Raw genomic sequence first — 20,397 nt, forward strand, 5'->3', positions numbered from 1 at the left:
CGGCGGGCCCTGTGCTTTTGGGGCGGCTCACTCCACCGGCTCGTAGCCGTCGCAGCAACAGTCGGACTCTTCCTGCTCCTTGTCATCCTCCGGCCGGGGAAAAGCCAGCAGGGACAGACCGAACAGCGCAGCCGCCCCCAGAGCAATGATCTGAAGCCGGTGTTCCTCCAGCCAGGGACGGCGCTCCTCCAGAGCAGGCAACTTGAGGGCGCCCGCGTACAGCAGAGCCGCGCCGCCGCCGCACAGTGCCAGCCGGAGCAGGACGTGCATCTTGTCTGAAATGGGCTCCATGGATACCCCTCCTTTGATTCCAGTATAGCGGAGAAGGAGGGCCCCCATGACCCCGGTTTAAGAAATTGTGGAGAATTGGTTAAGATTTATCCGGCGGCCTTGTATGTGCCGGAAAAATCGGCTATAATGTGACAAGATTTTGGAAATTGTCCGTCCTGAGGACGGAATTTACAGTATTGAGGGCGACTACATGAAAGGCAAGCAGAAACAGCATCCATCTCCCCAGCCCGTCCCCCGTCCTCGCCGGGACGTGCCCCGGGTGAGCGCCGATCCCAATCTGGGCCTGACCATGGTCCAGGTGCGGGAGCGCCAGCAGAACGGCTGGGCCAACGATCCGGTGGAATCCCCCACCAAGACCGTAGGCCAGATCGTGCGCGCTAACGTCTTTACTTTCTTCAATTTTATTTTTGTGGTGCTGGCTGCTTTGCTGATCTTTGTGGGATCGGTGGAGGATCTGCTGTTCCTGCTCATCGCCATGGCTAACACCGGTATCGGCATTTTGCAGCAGCTGCGCTCCAAGCAGACCATCGACAAGCTGAACCTGTTGGCCGCCCCCAGGGCCAATGTGGTGCGGGAGGGGCAGCTGGGCTCGGTGCCCGCCGCCCATCTGGTGCGGGACGACGTGGCGGAGCTGGCCTCCGGCGATCAGATCCCCGCCGACGCCACGGTGCTGGCCGGTCAGATCCAGGTCAACGAGGCCCTCATTACCGGCGAGGCCGATGCCATCATCAAGCGGCCGGGAGACGCCCTGCTCTCCGGTTCCTTTGTGGTGGCGGGACGCTGCCGGGCCCGGCTGGACCGGGTGGGGGCCGACTCCTACGCCGCCCGCCTTACCCTGGAGGCCAAAAAGGACGTCACGGTGGGCAAGAGCGAGATGATGTCCTCTCTGGACAAGCTGATCCGGGTCATCGGTATCCTGCTCATCCCCATCGGCATCGCCCTGTTTGCCAAGGAATTTTTCATCGTGGGCCGCACCTTCCAGGAGACGGTGGTGTCCACGGTGGCTGCCCTCATCGGCATGATCCCCGAGGGTCTCTACCTGCTGACCAGCGTGGCTCTGGCGGTGAGCATGATCCGGCTGGCCCAGGGCAAGGTGCTGGCCCAGGATATGAACTGCATCGAGACCCTGGCCCGGGTGGACGTGCTGTGTGTGGACAAGACAGGCACCATCACCGAACCCCGGATGGAGGTGGGGGAGGTGGTGTACCTGGACCCGGAGAAGTACGCCGAGACCGAGGTCACCGAGATCCTCAACGCCTTTTATCAGGTTTCCGAGGCGGACAACGATACTGCCCGGGCCATGCAGAAGAAGTTCCACGGCCGGTCGGCCTGGCACGCGGAAAAGACCATCCCCTTCACCTCCGCCACCAAGTGGAGCGCCGCCGTCTTTCCCGGCCACGGCGCCTATCTGGTGGGCGCTCCCGAGTTCATCCTGGGGCCCCGGTACGGGGATCTGAAGGAGCAGGTGGACCCCTGGTCCGCCAAGGGCTACCGGGTGCTGTTGGCCGCAGAATACCAGGGGATGCCCGACCAGAAGGGGCTGGACCCCCGGCGGGTGTGCCCCATGGCCCTGGTGCTGCTGTCCAACCGGGTGCGGGAATCGGCGCCCAAGACCTTCCAGTTCTTTGCCGAGCAGAAGGTGGCCGTTAAGGTCATTTCCGGCGATAACCCGGTGACGGTGGCCGAGGTGGCCCGTCAGGCGGGCATCCAGGGGGCGGACCGCTATGTGGACGCCGCCACCCTCCACTCCGATGCCGACATGGACCGGGCGGTGCGGGAATTTACCGTGTTCGGCCGGGTCACCCCCGACCAGAAGCGCAAGCTGGTCCAGGCCCTTCAGCGGGCGGGCCACACCGTGGCCATGACCGGCGACGGCGTCAACGATGTGCTGGCCCTGAAGGACGCCGACTGCGGCATTGCCATGGCTTCCGGTGCGGAGGCCGCCTGCCACGCCGCTCAGCTGGTGCTCCTCAACTCCGACTTTGCCGCCATGCCCAAGGTGGTGGCCGAGGGCCGCCGGGTCATCAACAACATCCAGCGTGCCGCCGCCCTCTATCTGGTGAAAAACATCTTCTCCTTCTTCCTGTCCATCATCTCCCTGTTCGCCACCTTCCCCTACCCGGTGACCCCGCTGCAGATCTCCTTCCTCAGCGCCGTCACCATCGGCGTGCCCTCCCTCTTCCTGGCTCTGGAGCCCAACCACGCCCTGGTAAAGGGAAAATTTCTCACCAACGTGTTCCGGGCAGCCCTGCCCGGCGGCCTTACCGACCTGATCATCGTGCTGGGGCTGGAGGCCTTCTATCTGGTGTTCGGCTTCACCACCGACGAGCTGTCCACCATGTCCACCATTCTGCTGGTGGTCATCGGCCTGCTGGTGCTCTATCAGGTGTGTAAGCCCTTCGACTGGAAGCGGCGGGTGCTGATGATCGCCATGAGCGCCTCCTCCGCGGTGGCCATCATCTGGTTCGGGGCCAGCTTTGGCCTGAGCCAGCTGACGATTCAGTCCTTCCTGGTACTGGTGGTGTTCCTGGGCCTGTCCTACCCGGTGATGAACGTGCTGCTGAAGGTATGTCAGTACGGCGCCCTGCTGTGGGACAAGGCCAGACATATGAGGCGCCGCACATGAGTCTGACGGTACGGCCCTACCGTCCGTCGGACTGCCCCATTCTGGCGGAGCTCTTTTATCAGACGGTCCATGGGGTGTGCGGGCGGGATTATACCACACAACAGCTGGATGCCTGGGCCGACGGACAGGTGGATCTGGCGGCCTGGGATGCCTCCTTTCAGGCCCACACTACTTTGGTGGCGGAGTGGGACGGGATGGTGGCTGGCTTTGCCGATCTGGCCGACGACGGCTACCTGGACCGGCTCTATGTCCATAAGGATCTCCAGGGCCGGGGGATCGCCACCGCCCTGTGCGATGCCCTGCCCGGCGCCCGGCTGACTCACGCCTCTCTCACCGCCCGGCCTTTCTTTGAACGCCGGGGCTGGCAGGTGGAGCGGGAGCAGCAGGTGGAGCGCCATGGGGTCAAATTGACCAATTTTGTCATGGCACGGGAACCGGCCTGTGCGCCCATATGACAAGAAATTACCTTTACTTTTCCCCTGAACCCTGATATAATGAGCGGAGAATTGAATTGTATCCGCAGTTGCGGCAGTGCCGCGAAAGGGGAAGCCGGTGTAAATCCGGCGCAGTCTTACCTCTACTGTAAGCGTGGACGAAGGCGCGAATACCATTGGCCCGTGGGGCTGAGAAGGTGCGCCGGAGGAGGAAACGCAAGCCAGGAGACCCGCTGCAGGGATACCGTATTGCGTAGCTCTGAGGTGGAGAGGTGCGGCATTTTTTCATTGAAAAAGGCCCTCCCCAAAGCTGGGGAGGGCCTTTTTGTGTCGAAGGAGGCGGTCTGGTGCTGGAACTGTATATCCCGGTGGGGAACAAGCAGCTGCGCTGCGGCTATACCACCGGCACTTGTGCCGCCGCCGCTACAGCCGGGGCAGTCCGGTTGCTGCTTACCGGGGAGGCTTTGCCCGCAGTGCGGGTGGATACCCCTGCGGGGATCGCGGTGGAGGTTGAACTGCTGGAACAGTCCGCCGGAACCGGCTGGGCCAGCTGCGCCGTCCGGAAGGACGGCGGGGACGACCCGGATGTGACAAACGGAACCCTGATCTTCGCACGGGCGGAAAAGACCGACACCCCCGGCATCACCATCGACGGCGGTACCGGCGTGGGCCGGGTGACCCGGCCCGGACTGGACCAGCCGGTAGGCGCAGCTGCCATCAACTCCACCCCCCGGATGATGATCCGGCACCAGGCGGAGGAGGAGATGGCCAGGGCGGGCTATACCGGCGGACTGTCCATTACCATTTCGGTGCCGGAGGGAGAGACGCTGGCCGCCCACACCTTCAACCCCCGGCTGGGTATTGAAGGGGGCATCTCCATCCTGGGTACCAGCGGCATCGTCCGCCCCATGAGCGAGGCCGCCCTCATTGACTCCCTCTACCTGGAGCAGGATATAGCCAAAGCCGCAGGCGTGACCGATCTGCTGGTCACCCCCGGCAACTACGGGGATTCCTTCGCGGAGGGGACTCTGGACCTGGACCTGACCCATCGCTGCACTTGCAGCAACTATCTGGGTCACGCCATCGACCACGCTGCCGGGCTGGGCTTCCGATCCTTCCTGCTGGTGGGCCACCTGGGCAAGCTGATTAAAGTGGCGGCGGGGAACATGAACACCCACTCCAAGGTGGCCGATGGCCGGCGGGAGACCCTCACCGCCCACGCTGCCCTGGCGGGCGGGAGCCCGGCGCTGCTGAAAGCCCTCTTTGCCTGCCCTACCACCGATGCCGGGGTAGAGCTGCTGAAAGAGGACGGGCTGCTGGAGCCGGTGATGGCCTCCATCGCCCAGGCTCTGGAGGAGGTGCTGCACCACCGGGCCGGGCCCGACCTGGCCATTGAGGCGGTGTTCTTCTCCAACCAGTACGGACTGCTGGGAAAGACAACAGGGGCTGAAAACTTGCTGGCTCTGCATCAACATCAATCGTAGGGGCGACTTTTACGGCCGTCCGCCGATACAGATAGGAGTTTCGATTATGGTACATTTCATCGGCGCGGGCCCCGGTGGGGCCGATCTCATCACCGTGCGGGGAGCTAAGCTGCTGGGGGAGGCGGATGTCATCATCTATGCCGGTTCCCTGGTGAACCCCGCCCTGCTGGATTATAAAAAGGAGGGCTGCCAGGTCTATGACAGCGCCAAGATGACCCTGGAAGAGGTCATTGAGGTAATGAAGGACACCGAGGCCAGGGGGGGCACCACTGCCCGGCTCCACACCGGCGATCCCTCTCTGTACGGCGCCCACCGGGAGCAGATGGACGAGCTGGACAAACTGGGTATCTCCTACGACGTGACCCCCGGTGTGTCCTCCTTCTCGGGAGCGGCTGCTGCCCTCTGCGCGGAGTATACTCTGCCCGATGTATCACAGTCGGTTATCATTACCCGCATGGCGGGCCGTACCCCGGTGCCCGAGGGGGAGCAGCTGCGGAAGATGGCCTCCCACGGCTGCACCATGGTGCTCTTCCTGTCCACCGGCCTGCTGGAGCAGGTGGAGGAGGAGCTGATGGCGGGGGGCTATGCGCCCGATACCCCGGCGGCCATCGTGTACAAGGCCACCTGGCCGGAGGAGAAGGTGTACCGCTGCACCGTGTCCACCCTGGCGAAAACCGCCAAGGAGAACCATGTAACCAAGACGGCCCTCATTACTATCGGTTATTTTCTGGGGGATGATTACAAGCGGTCCAAGCTGTACGACCCCACCTTTACCCATGAATTCCGGGAGGCCAGCAAGTGATGGCGGCCATCATTGCCTTTACCCGGCGGGGGGCGGCTTTGGGCCGTACCCTGGCTGATGCGCTGGAGGCCACCCTCCATGTGCCTGCCCGGTTCGCCCCTGAGGTGGGGGCGGAGGCCTATGACAGCCTGGAGGGCTGGACGGAAAAAGCCTGGGCCGAGGCGGACGCCCTCCTCTTTGTGGGAGCGGCGGGCATCGCCGTCCGGGCCATTGCCCCCCATGTGAGGGATAAATTTACCGACCCCGCCGTGGTGAGCGTGGACGAGGCGGGGCGGTTTGTGATCCCCCTGCTGTCCGGTCATGTGGGAGGGGCCAATGAGCTGGCCCTGAAGGTGGCCGCCCTTACCGGCGGTCAGGCGGCGGTGTCCACCGCCACCGACGTCAACGGCCTCTTTGCTGTGGACGTGTGGGCCAGGGAGCGGGACATGGTCATTACCGACCGGGTGCTGGCCAAGGAGATCTCCGCCGCCCTGCTGGAGGGGAAGCCGGTGGGTTTTGTCAGCGACTTCGGCCACCCCTGCCCGGCGGGACTGACTCGCGGCCTGGCGGAGCTGGGGGTGTGGGTCACCTACCGGCGGGGAGAGGGGCCCTTTCTCCGCACCCTGCGGCTGGCCCCCAAGGGACTGATCCTGGGCATCGGCTGCCGGAGAGGAACTCCTATGGAGACCATCCGGGCGGCGGTGGAGGAGGCCCTGTCCGGCTATGAAGCCCAGTCGGTAACCCAGGTGGCCACCATTGATTTGAAACAGGACGAACCAGGCCTGCTGGCCTTCTGTGCCGCCCACAACCTGCCCCTGGCCGTCTTTTCGGCGGCGGAGCTGGAACAGGCGGAGGGAGCCTTCACCCCGTCTGCCTTTGTGGCCCATATCACCGGGGTGGACAACGTGTGCGAGCGGGCGGCAGTGTGTGCCGGAGGGACTATTCTGGTGCCCAAGCAGGCAAAAAACGGCGTCACCGTGGCGGTGGCGGGAAGGAAGATCCTATGAAAAAAGTAACTGTCATCGGACTGGGCCCCGGCGGGGGCGCCGACCTCACCGGACGTGCCCGGGCCGCCCTGGAGGGGTGCGACCTGATCGTGGGTTATACCGCCTATATCGAGCTGGTCAAGCCTGATTTCCCTGAAAAAGAGGTGCTGTCCACCGGGATGCGCCGGGAGGTGGACCGCTGCCGGGCTGCCGTGGAGGCCGCCCTCACCGGCAAGGATGTGGCGGTGGTGTGCTCCGGCGATTCCGGCGTGTACGGCATGGCGGGGCTCATCTACGAGGTGGCCCAGGACTATGAGCCCATCGAGATCGAAGTGGTGCCCGGCATCACCGCCGCCTGCGGCGGCGCCGCCGTGCTGGGCGCTCCTTTGACCCACGACTTCGCGGTGATCTCCCTGTCCGATCTGCTCACCCCCTGGGAGAAGATCGAGAGGCGTTTGACCGCCGCCGCCCAGGCGGACTTCGTGATCTGCCTCTACAACCCCTCCAGCCGGAACCGGCCCGACTATTTGCAGCGGGCCTGTGATATCCTGCTGCGGGACAAGGACCCCAACACCGTGTGCGGCACCGTCCGCAACATCGGCCGGGAAGGGGAGGAGGGCAAGATCCTCACCCTGGCCCAGCTGCGGGACACCCACGTGGATATGTTCACCACCGTGTTCATCGGCAACAGCCAAACCAAGGTGCTGGGCGGTAAGATGGTAACCCCCCGGGGCTACCTCCGGCGGGGGGAATAAGATGAACATCCTGCTCTTCGGCGGCACCGGCGAGGGGAGAGAGTTGGCCCAGTGGCTGCTGGGTCAGAAGATTCCCACCCTGGTGTGCGTGGCCACCGACTACGGCGAGACCCTGCTCCCCCCCCAGGCGGAGGCCCATGTGGGCCGGATGGACCGGGGGGAGATGGAGGCTCTGATGGCCTCCCGCCCTTTCACCCATGTGGTGGATGCTACCCACCCCTACGCCGTGGAGGTGACCGCCAACATCAAGGCGGCGGCGGAAGGGGCCGGTCTGCCCCTCCTGCGGCTGGTGCGCCAGTCCGACGGCGAGGATCTGTGCCACAAGGCGGGAGACATGGCCGGGGCGGCGTATATGCTGGAGCGGCTGCCGGGTAATGTGCTGCTCACCACCGGCAGCAAGGAGCTGGACGCCTTTGCCAAGCCCGGCCTGGTGGAGCGGTGCTATCCCCGGGTGCTGCCCATGGCGGACTCCCTGGACCGCTGCCTGAAGCTGAGCTTTCCGCCCAAGAATATCATCTGTATGCAGGGCCCCTTTTCCAAGGAACTGAATGTGGCCCTGCTGAAGCAATATCACATCAAGACCCTGGTGACCAAGGACACCGGGGGCTACGGCGGTTTTCGGGAGAAGGCGGAGGCCGCCCGTGAGGCGGGGTGCGCCCTGCTGGTGGTGGAGCGGCCCAACCAGGAGACCGGGCTGACTATGGAGGAGATCCAGGAGAGGCTGAAGGAGGAACGGGCATGAAAGTCTATCTGATCGGGGTGGGCATGGGCGCCCCCGAGACCATGACGGTGTGGGCGCTGGAGGCCGTCAAGGAGTGCTCCACCCTGGTGGGCGCGCCCCGGCTGCTGGAGCCCTTCCAGGAGAGCCATACCTGCGTCCCCCTCATCGCCGGGAGCGACATCGCCGAATACATCGAAAAGCAGCAGGAGGGCCCCATCGGAGTGCTCCTGTCCGGGGACACCGGCTTCTACAGCGGAGCCAAAAAACTGTGGACCCTGCTGGGCAACCACGAGGTTATTACCATCCCCGGCATCTCTTCCCTCAGCTACTTCTGCGCCAAGCTCCACACCAGCTGGCAGGACGTAAAGATCGTCAGCGCCCATGGCCGCAGCCACAACGTGGTGGGGGAGATCCAGCGCAACAGCCGCACCTTTGCCCTCACCGGCGGCGCCACCAAGGCGGAGGACATCTGCAAGGAGCTGACCCGCCGGGGGCTGGGTGGGGTCACTGCCTCAGTGGGGGAGCGGCTGAGCTACCCCGACGAGCGGGTGGTCACCGGTACCGCGGCGGAGCTGGCGGAGCAGTCCTTTGCCGACTTGTCGGTACTGCTGGCCGAGAACCCCGACCCGGTGGTGCGGCCCTTCAACTCCCCCGGCCTGCCCGACGGGGCCTTCCTCCGGGGGGACGTGCCCATGACCAAGGAGGAGGTGCGCACCCTGGCCATCTCCAAGCTGCGGCTGGAGGAGCACCATGTGGTGTGGGACGTGGGGGCAGGTACCGGCTCGGTGTCGGTGGAGTGTGCCCTGGCCTGCCCTGCCGGGCAGGTGTATGCCGTGGAGAAGAAGGAAGAGGCCGTGGCCCTGCTGGCGGAGAACAAAGCCCGGTTCCACACCGGCAATCTGGTGGTGGTGCCTGGTACCGCCCCAGCGGCGTTGGAGGACCTGCCTGCACCCGACCGGGTCTTTCTGGGGGGTACCTCCGGCGAGCTGGAGGAGATTTTGAATCTAATTTTCCGTAAAAATCCCGCCGCCCGGGTGGTGTGTACCGCCGTCACCCTGGAGACGGTGGCCGAGGCCGCCCGGCTCTTCGCCCCCTTGGAGGGGGCTGATATGGTGCAGGTGGCCGCCACCCGCACCCGGCAGGCGGGCCGGTATCATCTCATGGACGCCCAGAATCCGGTGTGGATCTTCTCCGGGGAGGGACGGCCATGAGTACCCCCCGGTTGCTGCTATGCGCCCCCGCCAGCGGAGGGGGTAAAACCACGGTGACCTGCGCCCTTTTGCAGGCCCTGATGGATCGAAAGGTAAATCCTGTGGCCTTCAAATGCGGCCCCGACTACATCGACCCCATGTTCCACAGCAAGGTCATCGGGGCCAAGAGCCGCAACCTGGATCTGTTCTTCCTGGGGGAGGACCGCACCCGGTCCCTGCTGGAGCACAACAGCGTGGGGTCCGGCCTGGCCCTCATCGAGGGAGTCATGGGCTACTACGACGGCATCGCCATGAGCCATGAGGCCAGCGCCTACCATCTGGCCAAAGCCACCCGCACCCCGGCGGTGCTGGTGGTGGACGGCCGGGGGAGCGCTCTCACCCTGTCCGCCGTGGTCCACGGCCTGAAAACCTTCCGGCCGGACAGCGGCATCCGGGGCGTGATCCTCAACCGGGTGTCCCCCATGCTCTACCCCCGGCTAAAGGAGTGCATTGAGGCCGAGACCGGCGTCACGGTGTACGGGTTCCTGCCCAGCCTGCCCGACTGCGCGTTGGAGAGCCGCCACCTGGGCCTGGTCACCGCCGACGAGGTGGCGGGCCTGAAGGAGAAGCTGAAAAAGCTGGCCGCCCAGGCGGAGCAAACCATGGATCTGGACGGCCTGCTGGCCCTGGCCGCCTCCGCCCCCGACCTGGACGCCGGGCCTCTGGACCTGCCGGAGCCGGTAGAGGGTACGCCGGTCATCGCGGTAGCCCGGGACAAGGCATTCTGCTTCTACTATGCCGACGGCCTGGAGCTGCTGGAGAAGCTGGGAGCCAGGCTGGTGGAGTTCTCCCCTCTGGAGGACCAGGCTCTGCCGGAAGGCACTTGCGGCCTCTACCTGGGGGGCGGCTACCCGGAGCTGCTGGCAGAGCAGCTGAGCCAAAATACCGCCATGTTGGCCGCCATCCGGGACGCGATGGCGGGTGGCCTGCCCACCGTGGCCGAGTGCGGCGGCTTCCTCTACCTCCACGAGATGCTGGAAGATACCAACGGAACAGACTGGCCCATGGCGGGGGTGATCCCCGGCAGGGCCTGGAATACCGGCAAGCTGGGCCGGTTCGGCTATGTGACCCTCACCGCCCGGACCGACGGCCTGCTGTGTCAGGCGGGGGAAGAGCTGCCCGCCCACGAGTTCCACTACTGGGACAGCCAGCACCCCGGCGACAGCTTCCGGGCCCAGAAGCCGTTGAGCAATCGCGGGTGGGACTGCGGTGTTCATGCGCCTACGCTGTACGCCGGTTTTCCCCACTTTCATTTCTGGGCCAGACCTGAGATGGCCCGCAATTTCGTGGCGGCGGCCCGCCGCTATAATCAAACAACCTGAAAAGAATTGAAATTCTTTTCAGGTGCTGCGGCATATTTGCCGCAGCAGACCGCTGGCAGCGGTCTTGGTTTATATTTCATAGTCAAATACAGCGTGTTTTACACGCAGGCGGGCTGTGCCCATCTGAAAATAGCTTTGCTATTTTCAAGATATTTGACTATATAAGGAGGAATCGCTATGACACTGGAAGAAGTGGTCCGTTCCATTACCCCCGCCGATCAGAACGCGGCGGCACAGGCCAAGGCCCGCTGGGACTCCATCGCCAAGCCCCTGGGCAGTCTGGGCGCCCTGGAGAGCGCGGTAATCCGCATGGCGGCCATCACCGGCACCCCCAATGTGGACATCTCCAAGCGGGCGGTGGTGGTGATGTGTGCCGACAACGGCGTGGTGGCTGACGGAGTCACTCAGACCGGGCAGGAGGTTACCGCCATCGTGGCGGAGAATATGTCCACCGGTGACACCAGTGTGTGCGCCATGGGCCGGGCCGCCGGGGTGGAGATCGTGCCGGTGGATATCGGCGTGGCCACCCCCCTCCATGGAGAGAGGATCTTGCAGAGAAACATCCGCCGGGGCACCGCCAACCTGTCCCAGGGTCCCGCCATGACCCGGGAGGAGGCCGAGCGGGCCGTGCTGGTGGGTGTGGAAGTGGCCCGAGAGCTGTGTGACGGCGGCGTCAAACTGCTGGGCACCGGCGAGATGGGCATCGGCAACACCACCACATCCTCCGCCGTGGCCGCTGTATTTTTGAATAAAGAGCCGGAGGTCATGACCGGCCGGGGCGCCGGCCTGTCCAGCGAGGGCCTGGTGCGGAAGATCCACGCCATTGAGCGGGGCATCGCCGTCAATCAGCCCGACCCCAGTGATCCCATCGACGTGCTCCACAAGGTGGGCGGCCTGGATCTGGCGGGCCTGGCGGGTGTGTTCCTGGGCGGCGCTCTGTGCCATGTGCCGGTGCTGGTGGACGGCTTTATCTCCTCGGTGGCCGCCCTCATTGCTGCGCGGATCTGTCCCACCTGCAAGGATTATATGCTGGGTTCCCACGCCTCCGACGAGCCGGCCAGTAAGCTGGTGCTGGGCGAGCTGGGTCTGGAGCCCTTCCTCTACGCTGGTATGCGGCTGGGAGAGGGCACCGGCGCGGTGGCGGTGATGCCCCTGCTGGACATGGGCCTGGCGGTGTACCGGGAGATGGCCACCTTTGAGGCCGTGGACATTGAGGCCTACCAGCCCCTGAGCTGAGGCGGGCGACCATAAAGGCCGTCCCTACGAAATGGAGAATGCGTTATGCTGATCTTAGTCTCCGGCGGCTCGGCCAGCGGGAAGTCGGAATTTGCCGAATCTCTGGTGACCTCCTCCGGCCTGGAAAAGCGGATCTACCTGGCCACCATGCAGGTGTGGGACGCCGAGAGCGTCCGCCGGGTGGAGCGCCACCGGCAGATGCGGGCCGGTAAGGGCTTTGAGACGGTGGAATGTCCCACCAATCTGGCGGACATCATATTGCCTCCCGGCTGCGCCGCGCTGCTGGAGGATCTGTCCAACCTGTGCGCCAACGAGTACTTTTCCCCCGACGGAAAGGACGGCACTCTGGACCGGGTGCTCTCCGGCATCCGCCGGGCGGCGGAGCAGGCGGAGCTGCTGGTGGTGGTCACCAACGAGCTCTTTTCCGACGGCATGGATTACGACCCCGTCACCCTGGACTATCTGTCGGTGCTGGGGGAACTGAATCGCCGGGTAGCCGCCCTGGCGGGACAGGTCTACGAAGTGGTGTGCGGCATCCCCGTGGCGTGGAAAGGAGAACGTGCGTGAAAAGTCTCATCATTGCCTTTGCCATGTACTCCAAAGTGCCTATGCCCCGGGTGGACTGGGAAAAGAAGGCCCTGTCCTGGGCCCTGTGCTTCTTCCCTCTGGTGGGAGCGGTTATCGGTGCGGTGCTGTACGGCTGGATGGCCCTGGCCCGGTACCTGGGCTTCGGCCCCCTCTTCTTCGCCGCCTTCGCCCTGCTCATCCCCATCGCCCTTAGCGGAGGCATCCATCTGGACGGCTTCTGCGACACCTGCGACGCCCTGTCCTCCCACCAGAGCCGGGAGCGCAAGCTGGAGATTTTGAAGGATTCCCACACCGGGGCCTTTGCCATCATCTGCTGCGGGCTCTACCTGCTGGTGTTCTTTGCCTGCTGGAGTGAGGTGGCGGCATCGGGACGGGCCGCCCTGGTGCTGGCGTTGGGGCCGGTGCTCTCCCGCAGCCTGTCCGGCCTGTTTGCCGTTACCCTGCCCAACGCCCGGGGCACCGGCCTGCTGGCCACCTTTACCGGGCCTATGGACACCGCCAAGGCCCGTGGCGTCATGGTGATCTGGGTGGTGGCCTGCGTGGCTGCCATGCTGTGGTTGGATCTGTGGACCGGCGGCGCCGCCCTGCTGGGGGCGGGACTGGCCTGCCTGTACTATCGGGTCATGAGCGCCCGACAGTTTGGGGGCGTCACCGGCGATCTGGCTGGCTTCTTCCTCCAGATCTGCGAGCTTGGCATGGTGCTGATGGTGGCTGTGGTCCAGAAAATCGAGGTGTTGGTATGATACTTATCGTTGGTGGCGCAGGCCAGGGAAAACTGGACTATGTGCTGCAAAAAACCGGATATACCCCAGACCAGGTGGCCCATACCCCGGAGGAGGCCAAAAGCAAGCCGATTTTTGACGGCCTGGAGCAGTGGCCCCACCTGGACGAGGAGGAGCTGCTGACCGCCAATCCGGACCTGATCCTCATCTGCGACGAGGTGGGCTGCGGCGTGGTACCCATCGACCCGGCCCAGCGGGCCTGGCGGGAGGATGTGGGTCGGCTGTGCTGCCGCCTGGCTAAGCGGGCGGAGCGTGTGGAGCGCATTTTCTGCGGCCTGCCCATGACCCTGAAAGGAGACAAACCATGGAACTGATCCTCATTCGGCACGGAACCACCCAGGGCAACCTGGAGAAGCGCTTTGTGGGCACTTTGGATGTACCGCTCACTCCCCAGGGGGAGGAGCTGGCCCGTAAAGTGGGGCCCACCCTGCCCAAGGTGGAGCACATCTACCGATCCCCCCTGATGCGGTGCCGCCAGACGGCAGAGCTGCTGTGGCCGGGGGTGGAGACCACCGTGATCGAAGAGCTGCGGGAGACCGACTTCGGCCCCTTTGAGGGCAAAAACCACAAGGAGCTGAAGGACGATCCCCTGTATCAAGCCTGGATCGGCCAGCCCGGTACCCACCTGAACTTTGCCGCCATGCCGGTAGGGGAGACCGCCGAGCAGGTGGTGGAGCGGGTATCCATCGGCCTGGGGAAGCTGGCCAGGGACGCCGCCGCCCGCGGCTTTAACCGGGTGGGCGTGGTGTCCCACGGCGGGGCGCTGATGGGCCTGCTGTCCAAGTATGGCCGCCCGGAACGGGAGTATTACGGCTGGATGTGCCCCAACTGCGGTGGCTTCCGTATGGCCCTGGACCCGGACACCCTGGAATTAACGGTGCTGGAGGAGTACAAGGGATGAGTTGGTGGATCAGTCATTTGACGGCGCTGCTCATTGGCTTCTGCCTGGACCTGCTGCTGGGGGACCCCCACTGGGCTCCCCACCCGGTGCGGGCCATCGGTGCCCTGATCTCCGGGTTGGAAAAGGTGTTGCGGAAGCTCTTCCCCAAGTCCCACGGTGGTGAGCTGGTAGGGGGCGTGGTGCTGGTGCTCCTCACCCTGGCGATCCCCACCGGCCTGACGGTATTGCTGCTGTGGGGGTGCTGGCTGGTCAGCCCCTGGCTGGCTCTGGCGGTGGAGAGCGTGATCAGCTACCAGCTGCTGGCCACCAAGTCCCTGTCCGTTGAGAGCCGAAAGGTATACGATGCTCTGAAAACCGGAGACATGGACAAGGCCCGGTACGCCGTCTCTATGATCGTGGGCCGGGACACCGACCGGCTGGACGAGGCCGGGGTAACCAAGGCGGCGGTAGAGACGGTGGCGGAAAACGCCTCCGACGGGGTAATCGCCCCCCTCATCTTCCTGGCCATCGGCGGCGCGCCCCTGGGGATGTTCTACAAGGCGGCCAACACCATGGACTCCATGGTGGGCTATAAAAACGACAAATATCTCTACTTTGGCCGGGCGGCGGCCAGGTGGGACGATATTCTGAACTTCATTCCCGCCCGCATCTCCGGTGTGCTCATGTGCCTGGGGGCTGTGGCGGCGGGGTACGATGGGAAGAATGCCTGGCGCATTTTCAAGCGGGACCGGAAAAAGCACAAGTCCCCCAACGCCGCCCACACCGAGGCGGTCTGTGCCGGCGCCCTCCAGCTTCGGCTGGTGGGGCCCAGCTGGTACTTCGGCAAGCTGGTGGAGAAGCCCTACATCGGGGACGATCAGCGGCCCCCTGAGCCCCTGGATATCCTGCGGGCGGGCCGGATCCTGTACGCTACCGCCTTCTTCGCCCTGCTGCTCTTCTGCGGGGTGCCTCTGTTGATTTTATTGTTCCCCTGAGGGCGGATGCCCACTTTGTCCACGAAAAGGAGCGTTGTTATGCCAGTCTACACCCACGGCGGGGATATCCTCACCGCCCAGGCCGCCTACGGCGGGGAAGTCCTGGACTTTTCCGCCAACCTGACCCCCCTGGGAATGCCTGCCCCGGTGGCGGAGGCGGTCCGGCAGGCGGCGGACCAGTCGGCCTGCTACCCGGACCCCCTGTGCCGGGACCTGCGGCGGGCCATTGCCGCCCATGACGGAGTGGGGGAGGAGCAGGTGGTATGCGGCAACGGCGCCGCCGACCTGATCTTCCGATTGGTGTTTGCGCTGAAACCGAAAAAAGCTCTGGTTACCGCCCCCGCCTTCTCCGAATATGAGGAGGCCGTGACCTGCGTGGGCTGCCAGGTGGCCCGGTATACCCTGGACCAGAGCAGGAACTTCGACCTGGACGCTGGCTTCGTGGACGCCATCGAACCGGGCATCGACCTGGTGTTCCTGTGTACCCCCAACAACCCCACCGGGCGGTTGATCGGCCAGGACCTGCTGGGGGCTGTGGTGGAACGGTGCGGCGCTGTAGGCGCGGTGCTGGTGGTGGACGAGTGCTTCCTGCCTCTGGCCACCGGCGGGCCGGGGCTGGCCCCCTGGCTGGCCAACCACTCCCATCTGGTGCTGCTGCGGGCCTTCACCAAGAGTTACGCCATGGCGGGGCTGCGGCTGGGCTACTGCCTGACGGCCAACCAGGGACTGCGGGAGCAGCTGGGCAGATTCGCCCAGCCCTGGAGCGTGTCCACCCCCGCTCAGGCGGCGGGTGTGGCCGCCCTGACCTGCTGTCCCCACTGGCCGGCGGAGGGCAGGCGCCTTGTGGAAAACTCCCGGCCCGGTCTGGCCGCCGGTCTGACGGCGGCAGGCTGTACCGTGATTCCCGGGCAGGCCAACTATCTCCTGTTCCGGCTGCCCGGCGTAGCCGATTTGAAAGAGAGACTGCTGGAGCGGGGGGTGCTCATCCGCTCCTGCGCCAACTACCACGGTCTGGGCCCCGACTGGTATCGGGTGTGCGTCCGGGGCGAAGAAGAAAACCGGCGGCTGCTGGCCGCCCTCAGCGAGGTGCAGTGATGGCAAAGGCAATTATGATCCAGGGTACCGCCTCCAACGCCGGCAAGTCTCTGCTGGCGGCAGGGTTGTGCCGAATCTTCAAGCAGGACGGCTACAAGGTGGCCCCCTTCAAGTCCCAGAATATGGCCCTCAACTCCGCCATCACCCCGGTTGGGCTGGAGATGGGCCGTGCCCAGGTCATGCAGGCCGAGGCGGCAGGGGTGGCTCCCGACGTGCGAATGAACCCCATTCTCCTGAAGCCCACCAGCGATGTGGGCTCCCAGGTCATCGTCAACGGCATTCCCCGGGGTACTATGAAGGCGGGAGATTACTTCAAGTATAAGAAAAACCTCATTCCCGACGTGATGGAGGCCTATTCCTCTCTGGCGGAGGAGTATGATATCATCGTCATCGAGGGCGCAGGCAGCCCGGCGGAGATCAACCTGAAAGAGGAGGATCTGGTCAACATGGGCATGGCCCGCATGGCCAAGGCCCCCGTGCTGCTGTGCGGCGATATTGACCGGGGGGGCGTGTTTGCCTCCCTCTACGGCACGGTGAAGCTGCTGGACCCCGACGAGCAGGATATGATCAAGGGACTCATCATCAACAAGTTCCGGGGGGATGTGGAGATTCTCCGTCCCGGCCTGACCCAGCTGGAGGAGCTGGCGGGCAAGCCGGTGCTGGGCGTGGTGCCCATGCTGGAGGTGGACGTGGACGACGAGGACTCCCTGTCCGCCCGTTTGTCCAAATCCGGTAAAGTGGGTCTGGTGGACGTGGCGGTGATCCGCCTGCCCCGGCTGTCCAACTTCACCGACTTCAACCCCCTGGAGCGGATGGAGGAGGTCTCCCTCCGCTATGTGGGGAGCGTGGGGGAGCTGGGCTATCCCGACCTCATCATCCTGCCCGGCACCAAGAACACCATGGACGACCTGCGGTGGCTGCGGCAGAGCGGCCTGGAGGGCGCCATTCTGAAGCACGCCGCCAAGGGCGGCGCGGTCATCGGAATCTGCGGCGGCTATCAGATGCTGGGCAATACCGTCTCCGACCCTGATGGGGTGGAGGGAGGCGGCACCCTGGCGGGGCTGGGCCTGCTGCCCTCTGAGACTGTGTTCCAGGGGGAAAAGACCCGCACCCGGGTGACCGGCACCTTTGCCGCTGCCGACGGTATCTTTGCCCCCATGGCCGGTGTGGCCTTTGAGGGCTATGAGATCCACATGGGCAAGACGGAGAGCGCCGCCGCCCCGCTGGTACGGTTTGCCACCCAGACCGGGGAGGTCCATACCGACGGCCTCAGCGCGGGCAACGTGTGGGGCTGCTACGTCCACGGCATTTTTGATAAGGCTGGAGCGGCCTCCGCTCTGGTGAACTGCCTGCTGAAGGCCAAGGGTTTGGAAGGCCAGGCCGCCAGCGTGGACTGGCAGGAGTACGCCCAGCGGCAGTACGACAAGCTGGCGGACGGCCTGCGGGCCAGTCTGGACATGGAGCGGATCTACCGCATCCTGAACGGGGAGGAATGACCCATGAAAAAGATAGAGTTGCAGCGGGTGGCCCCCGCTGACATTGAGGCCAGAAGCATGGAGATCATCGGCCAGGAGCTGGGGGACCGGGTGTTTCCCGCCGACCAGCTGCCCATCATCAAGCGGGCTATCCACACCAGCGCCGACTTCGACTATGCCGACAATCTGGTGTTCTCCCCGGATGCGGTGGCGGCGGGCATCGCCGCCATCAAGGGGGGCTGCACCATCGTCACCGACACCCAGATGGCCTTCTCCGGCGTCAATAAGAGGGTGCTGGAGAAGTTCGGCGGCAAGGCCGTATGCTTCATGTCCGACCCGGACGTGGCCGCTGAGGCCAAGGAGCGGGGGGAGACCCGGGCCACCGTGTCCATGGAGCGGGCCGCTCAGCTGGAGGGCCCCCTGGTGTTGGCCATCGGCAACGCCCCCACCGCTCTGGTGCGGGCCTGTGAGCTCATCGAGGAGGGGAAGATGGCCCCCGCTCTGGTGATCGGCGTGCCGGTGGGCTTTGTCAACGTGGTGGAGAGCAAGGAGCTGCTGCTCACCATGGACACCCCCCACATCGTGGCCCGGGGCCGCAAGGGGGGCAGCAACATCGCCGCTGCCATCTGCAACGCCCTGCTCTACCAGGCCAGCAACAACGTACGGGAGTGAAGGATATGAAACAACAAGCCCTTCTGGCGGTGTCCTTCGGCACCAGCCACCGGGATACCCTGGAAAAGACCATCACCGCCATCGAGAAGGCCCTGGCCGCCGCCTTTCCGGAGCGCACTCTTCGCCGGGCCTTCACCAGCGGTATGATTTTGAGAAAGCTGGAGCGGGAGGGCACCCACATCGACGACGTACCCGCCGCCCTGGAGAAGCTGGCGGCGGAGGGATACACCGACGTGCTGGTCCAGCCCACCCACATCATGAACGGCGACGAGTACGACAAGATGATGGCTCTGGCCGGCCCCTTCGAGGGCCGGTTTGAGAAGCTGACCTTCGGCCGCCCCCTGCTCACCGAGACGGGGGACTACCTGGACGCGGTGGGGGCCCTGCTCCAAGACCTGCCCCAGGCAGAGGAGGGCAAAGCCATCCTCTACATGGGCCACGGCACCGAGCACTTTGCCAACTCCTGTTACGCCCTGCTGGAGTATGTGTTCCGGGATATGGGCCGGAAGGACGTGGTCATCGGCACGGTGGAGGGCTACCCCGGCTTTGGGGAGGCGGTGCGCCGTATCCAAGAGCTGGGTGCCACAAACGTAGAGCTGCGCCCCCTGATGATCGTGGCGGGCGACCATGCCAAAAACGATCTGGCGGGGGAGGAGGAGGACTCCTGGAAGTCCCTGCTGGAACAAGAGGGCTACGCCGTCAACTGCGTGCTCCAGGGCCTGGGAGAGTTTCCCAGTATCCAGGCCCTCTTCGTCAAGCACGCCGGAGAGGCCAAACAACTCCAGGCGTAAGCCTGTTTGCATAGAGGGCCGGGAAAAGGGAAGCCGGGTGCAAATCCCGCGCAGTCCCGCTGCCGTAAGAGAAGAGCCGCCGGGCACCATGTCACTGGGAAAACCTGGGAAGACGCGCGGCGGCAGAGAGGCTCAAGCCGGAAAACCTTGCCCGGCCCGGAAACCACCCACCTACGAGTGATAGGAAAGGATGAGACAACCATGAAAACTCTGACTGCCAACAAAACCGTCCGCGCCGCGGCGGTGCTGGTGGGGCTGCTGGGTCTGATGACCATGAGCGCCTCCGCCATGCACATCGCCGAGGGTATGCTGCCGGTGAACTGGGCCATTGGCTGGGGCGCGGTGTGCGTGCCCTTCGTGGTGGCCGGCTTCTTCTCCATCAAGAAGAAGATCGATCAGGCCCCCCGGGCCAAGATCCTGCTGGCCATGTGCGGCGCCTTCGCCTTCGTGCTGTCCGCCCTGAAGATCCCCTCGGTGTCCGGCTCCTGCTCCCACCCCACCGGTGTGGGCCTGGGCGCCATCCTGTTCGGGCCCCTGGTCATGACGGTGCTGGGGCTGATCGTGCTGCTCTTCCAGGCCCTGCTGCTGGCCCACGGCGGCCTCACCACCCTGGGCGCCAACGTATTCTCCATGGCCATTGCCGGGCCCATCGTGTCCTGGCTGGTCTATAAGCTGCTGCGGAAGGCCAAGGCTCCTGCCGCTGTGGCGGTGTTTGCCGCCGCCGCCCTGGGTGACCTCTTCACCTATGTGGTCACTTCGGTCCAGCTGGGGGTCATCAACGGCGGCATGGTGAAGTTCCTCACCATCTTTGCCGTGACCCAGATCCCTCTGGCCATTGCCGAGGGCCTGCTTACCGTGGTGATCTTCAACGTGCTGGAGAAGTACAGCAAGACCGAGCTGCATGAGCTGCAGGTGCTGTAAGGAGGGGACGGATATGAAAGTTTGGCAGAAAAATTTGATTTTGATCCTGTTGGTGGTGGTCATTGCCGCCGTGCCCCTGTGGCTGCTGCCCAATGCCGAGTTCGGCGGAGCCGACGGCCAGGCTGAGGAGGCCATTATGGAGCTTAACCCCGACTATGAGCCCTGGTTTGAGCCCATTCTGGAGCCCGCCAGCGGCGAGGTGGAGTCTATGCTCTTTGCCCTCCAGGCTGCCATCGGCGCCGGTGTGGTGGGCTTCATTCTGGGCCGCATCACCAAGAAGCCGGACGGAAAAGAGAAAGGAACGAACTGACC

22 protein-coding genes and 2 riboswitches are annotated in these 20,397 nt (G+C 64.7%); of the genes, 21 read left to right on the forward strand and 1 reads right to left on the reverse strand.

All coding sequences use genetic code 11. The annotated features are described in order from the left end of the window. Positions 1-27 precede the first annotated feature (27 nt). Positions 28-291 carry a hypothetical protein gene (locus B5G42_RS11735; RefSeq protein WP_087270590.1) on the reverse strand — a complete coding sequence of 88 codons (264 nt, stop codon included), beginning with the start codon at positions 289-291 and terminating at the stop codon, positions 28-30. A gap of 139 nt (positions 292-430) precedes the next feature. Here B5G42_RS11735 and B5G42_RS11740 point away from each other — a divergent pair, with 139 nt between their 5' ends. From B5G42_RS11740 to B5G42_RS11840, 21 genes are all read left to right on the forward strand, one after another. Further along, a complete protein-coding gene (locus B5G42_RS11740) occupies positions 431-2,917 on the forward strand; it encodes a cation-translocating P-type ATPase (protein ID WP_242961212.1) in 2,487 nt (828 codons plus the stop codon). 2 nt (positions 2,918-2,919) lie between these two features. Further along, positions 2,920-3,372, forward strand: coding sequence for a GNAT family N-acetyltransferase (locus tag B5G42_RS11745; protein WP_087270679.1), 453 nt, complete (start codon positions 2,920-2,922; stop codon positions 3,370-3,372). Between the two features lie 48 nt (positions 3,373-3,420). After that, a riboswitch (cobalamin riboswitch) is annotated at positions 3,421-3,604 on the forward strand. A 94-nt stretch (positions 3,605-3,698) separates the two neighbouring features. Continuing rightward, positions 3,699-4,835: a cobalt-precorrin-5B (C(1))-methyltransferase CbiD gene (gene cbiD, locus B5G42_RS11750; RefSeq protein ID WP_343286700.1), complete on the forward strand. Its 1,137-nt coding sequence runs from the start codon at positions 3,699-3,701 to the stop codon at positions 4,833-4,835. A gap of 46 nt (positions 4,836-4,881) precedes the next feature. Beyond that, entirely contained in the window at positions 4,882-5,637 is a 756-nt protein-coding gene (gene cobM / locus B5G42_RS11755) for a precorrin-4 C(11)-methyltransferase (protein WP_087270596.1), read from the forward strand. Further along, positions 5,637-6,623 carry a cobalt-precorrin 5A hydrolase gene (locus B5G42_RS11760; protein ID WP_242959180.1) on the forward strand — a complete coding sequence of 329 codons (987 nt, stop codon included), beginning with the start codon at positions 5,637-5,639 and terminating at the stop codon, positions 6,621-6,623. Before cobM ends, B5G42_RS11760 begins: the two co-directional genes overlap by 1 nt. Further along, complete coding sequence (gene cobJ / locus B5G42_RS11765) at positions 6,620-7,357, forward strand: precorrin-3B C(17)-methyltransferase (RefSeq protein ID WP_087270602.1); 738 nt, start codon at positions 6,620-6,622, stop codon at positions 7,355-7,357. Before B5G42_RS11760 ends, cobJ begins: the two co-directional genes overlap by 4 nt. A gap of 1 nt (position 7,358) precedes the next feature. After that, on the forward strand, positions 7,359-8,099 hold the full coding sequence (gene cobK / locus B5G42_RS11770; RefSeq protein ID WP_087270605.1) for a precorrin-6A reductase: 741 nt from the start codon (positions 7,359-7,361) through the stop codon (positions 8,097-8,099). Next, positions 8,096-9,289 carry a precorrin-6y C5,15-methyltransferase (decarboxylating) subunit CbiE gene (cbiE, locus tag B5G42_RS11775; protein ID WP_087270608.1) on the forward strand — a complete coding sequence of 398 codons (1,194 nt, stop codon included), beginning with the start codon at positions 8,096-8,098 and terminating at the stop codon, positions 9,287-9,289. The genes cobK and cbiE overlap by 4 nt, the downstream gene beginning before the upstream one ends. Beyond that, positions 9,286-10,650, forward strand: coding sequence for a cobyrinate a,c-diamide synthase (locus B5G42_RS11780; RefSeq protein WP_087270611.1), 1,365 nt, complete (start codon positions 9,286-9,288; stop codon positions 10,648-10,650). The genes cbiE and B5G42_RS11780 overlap by 4 nt, the downstream gene beginning before the upstream one ends. Positions 10,651-10,827: 177 nt before the next feature. Then, positions 10,828-11,886: a nicotinate-nucleotide--dimethylbenzimidazole phosphoribosyltransferase gene (cobT, locus tag B5G42_RS11785; RefSeq protein ID WP_087270614.1), complete on the forward strand. Its 1,059-nt coding sequence runs from the start codon at positions 10,828-10,830 to the stop codon at positions 11,884-11,886. Positions 11,887-11,931: 45 nt separating this feature from the next. Next, complete coding sequence (locus B5G42_RS11790) at positions 11,932-12,453, forward strand: bifunctional adenosylcobinamide kinase/adenosylcobinamide-phosphate guanylyltransferase (RefSeq protein ID WP_087187618.1); 522 nt, start codon at positions 11,932-11,934, stop codon at positions 12,451-12,453. Further along, positions 12,450-13,217, forward strand: coding sequence for an adenosylcobinamide-GDP ribazoletransferase (locus tag B5G42_RS11795; protein ID WP_087270617.1), 768 nt, complete (start codon positions 12,450-12,452; stop codon positions 13,215-13,217). The genes B5G42_RS11790 and B5G42_RS11795 overlap by 4 nt, the downstream gene beginning before the upstream one ends. Then, entirely contained in the window at positions 13,214-13,570 is a 357-nt protein-coding gene (locus B5G42_RS11800) for a bifunctional adenosylcobinamide kinase/adenosylcobinamide-phosphate guanylyltransferase (RefSeq protein ID WP_087270620.1), read from the forward strand. The genes B5G42_RS11795 and B5G42_RS11800 overlap by 4 nt, the downstream gene beginning before the upstream one ends. Next, complete coding sequence (locus tag B5G42_RS11805; protein ID WP_087270622.1) at positions 13,561-14,157, forward strand: histidine phosphatase family protein; 597 nt, start codon at positions 13,561-13,563, stop codon at positions 14,155-14,157. The genes B5G42_RS11800 and B5G42_RS11805 overlap by 10 nt, the downstream gene beginning before the upstream one ends. Then, positions 14,154-15,131, forward strand: a complete 978-nt coding sequence (cbiB, locus tag B5G42_RS11810; protein ID WP_087270625.1) for an adenosylcobinamide-phosphate synthase CbiB — start codon at positions 14,154-14,156, stop codon at positions 15,129-15,131. The genes B5G42_RS11805 and cbiB overlap by 4 nt, the downstream gene beginning before the upstream one ends. Positions 15,132-15,170: 39 nt before the next feature. Next, positions 15,171-16,226: a threonine-phosphate decarboxylase CobD gene (cobD, locus tag B5G42_RS11815; protein WP_087270627.1), complete on the forward strand. Its 1,056-nt coding sequence runs from the start codon at positions 15,171-15,173 to the stop codon at positions 16,224-16,226. Then, on the forward strand, positions 16,226-17,722 hold the full coding sequence (locus B5G42_RS11820; protein WP_087270629.1) for a cobyric acid synthase: 1,497 nt from the start codon (positions 16,226-16,228) through the stop codon (positions 17,720-17,722). Before cobD ends, B5G42_RS11820 begins: the two co-directional genes overlap by 1 nt. Before the next feature lie 3 nt (positions 17,723-17,725). After that, a complete protein-coding gene (locus B5G42_RS11825) occupies positions 17,726-18,373 on the forward strand; it encodes a precorrin-8X methylmutase (RefSeq protein ID WP_087270632.1) in 648 nt (215 codons plus the stop codon). Between the two features lie 5 nt (positions 18,374-18,378). Continuing rightward, positions 18,379-19,164 carry a sirohydrochlorin cobaltochelatase gene (locus B5G42_RS11830; protein WP_087270635.1) on the forward strand — a complete coding sequence of 262 codons (786 nt, stop codon included), beginning with the start codon at positions 18,379-18,381 and terminating at the stop codon, positions 19,162-19,164. Between the two features lie 23 nt (positions 19,165-19,187). Then, a riboswitch (cobalamin riboswitch) is annotated at positions 19,188-19,312 on the forward strand. 119 nt (positions 19,313-19,431) lie between these two features. Then, entirely contained in the window at positions 19,432-20,085 is a 654-nt protein-coding gene (locus B5G42_RS11835) for an energy-coupling factor ABC transporter permease (protein ID WP_242955329.1), read from the forward strand. Between the two features lie 13 nt (positions 20,086-20,098). Next, complete coding sequence (locus tag B5G42_RS11840; RefSeq protein WP_087270639.1) at positions 20,099-20,395, forward strand: energy-coupling factor ABC transporter substrate-binding protein; 297 nt, start codon at positions 20,099-20,101, stop codon at positions 20,393-20,395. The last annotated feature ends 2 nt before the right edge of the window (positions 20,396-20,397 follow it).

The sequence above is a fragment of the Flavonifractor sp. An91 genome, assembly GCF_002159225.1.
In the GTDB taxonomy this organism is placed as follows: Bacteria; Bacillota; Clostridia; order Oscillospirales; family Oscillospiraceae; genus Flavonifractor; species Flavonifractor avicola.

Excerpts from the sequence above, each read along its gene's own strand:
- B5G42_RS11735 (WP_087270590.1), bottom strand. The coding sequence starts at position 291 with ATGGAGCCCATTTCAGACAAGATGCACGTCCTGCTCCGGCTGGCACTG.
- cobM (WP_087270596.1), top strand. The coding sequence starts at position 4,882 with ATGGTACATTTCATCGGCGCGGGCCCCGGTGGGGCCGATCTCATCACC.
- B5G42_RS11760 (WP_242959180.1), top strand. The coding sequence starts at position 5,637 with ATGGCGGCCATCATTGCCTTTACCCGGCGGGGGGCGGCTTTGGGCCGT.
- cobJ (WP_087270602.1), top strand. The coding sequence starts at position 6,620 with ATGAAAAAAGTAACTGTCATCGGACTGGGCCCCGGCGGGGGCGCCGAC.
- cobK (WP_087270605.1), top strand. The coding sequence starts at position 7,359 with ATGAACATCCTGCTCTTCGGCGGCACCGGCGAGGGGAGAGAGTTGGCC.
- cbiE (WP_087270608.1), top strand. The coding sequence starts at position 8,096 with ATGAAAGTCTATCTGATCGGGGTGGGCATGGGCGCCCCCGAGACCATG.
- B5G42_RS11780 (WP_087270611.1), top strand. The coding sequence starts at position 9,286 with ATGAGTACCCCCCGGTTGCTGCTATGCGCCCCCGCCAGCGGAGGGGGT.
- cobT (WP_087270614.1), top strand. The coding sequence starts at position 10,828 with ATGACACTGGAAGAAGTGGTCCGTTCCATTACCCCCGCCGATCAGAAC.
- B5G42_RS11790 (WP_087187618.1), top strand. The coding sequence starts at position 11,932 with ATGCTGATCTTAGTCTCCGGCGGCTCGGCCAGCGGGAAGTCGGAATTT.
- B5G42_RS11800 (WP_087270620.1), top strand. The coding sequence starts at position 13,214 with ATGATACTTATCGTTGGTGGCGCAGGCCAGGGAAAACTGGACTATGTG.
- B5G42_RS11805 (WP_087270622.1), top strand. The coding sequence starts at position 13,561 with ATGGAACTGATCCTCATTCGGCACGGAACCACCCAGGGCAACCTGGAG.
- cbiB (WP_087270625.1), top strand. The coding sequence starts at position 14,154 with ATGAGTTGGTGGATCAGTCATTTGACGGCGCTGCTCATTGGCTTCTGC.
- cobD (WP_087270627.1), top strand. The coding sequence starts at position 15,171 with ATGCCAGTCTACACCCACGGCGGGGATATCCTCACCGCCCAGGCCGCC.
- B5G42_RS11820 (WP_087270629.1), top strand. The coding sequence starts at position 16,226 with ATGGCAAAGGCAATTATGATCCAGGGTACCGCCTCCAACGCCGGCAAG.
- B5G42_RS11825 (WP_087270632.1), top strand. The coding sequence starts at position 17,726 with ATGAAAAAGATAGAGTTGCAGCGGGTGGCCCCCGCTGACATTGAGGCC.
- B5G42_RS11830 (WP_087270635.1), top strand. The coding sequence starts at position 18,379 with ATGAAACAACAAGCCCTTCTGGCGGTGTCCTTCGGCACCAGCCACCGG.
- B5G42_RS11835 (WP_242955329.1), top strand. The coding sequence starts at position 19,432 with ATGACCATGAGCGCCTCCGCCATGCACATCGCCGAGGGTATGCTGCCG.
- B5G42_RS11840 (WP_087270639.1), top strand. The coding sequence starts at position 20,099 with ATGAAAGTTTGGCAGAAAAATTTGATTTTGATCCTGTTGGTGGTGGTC.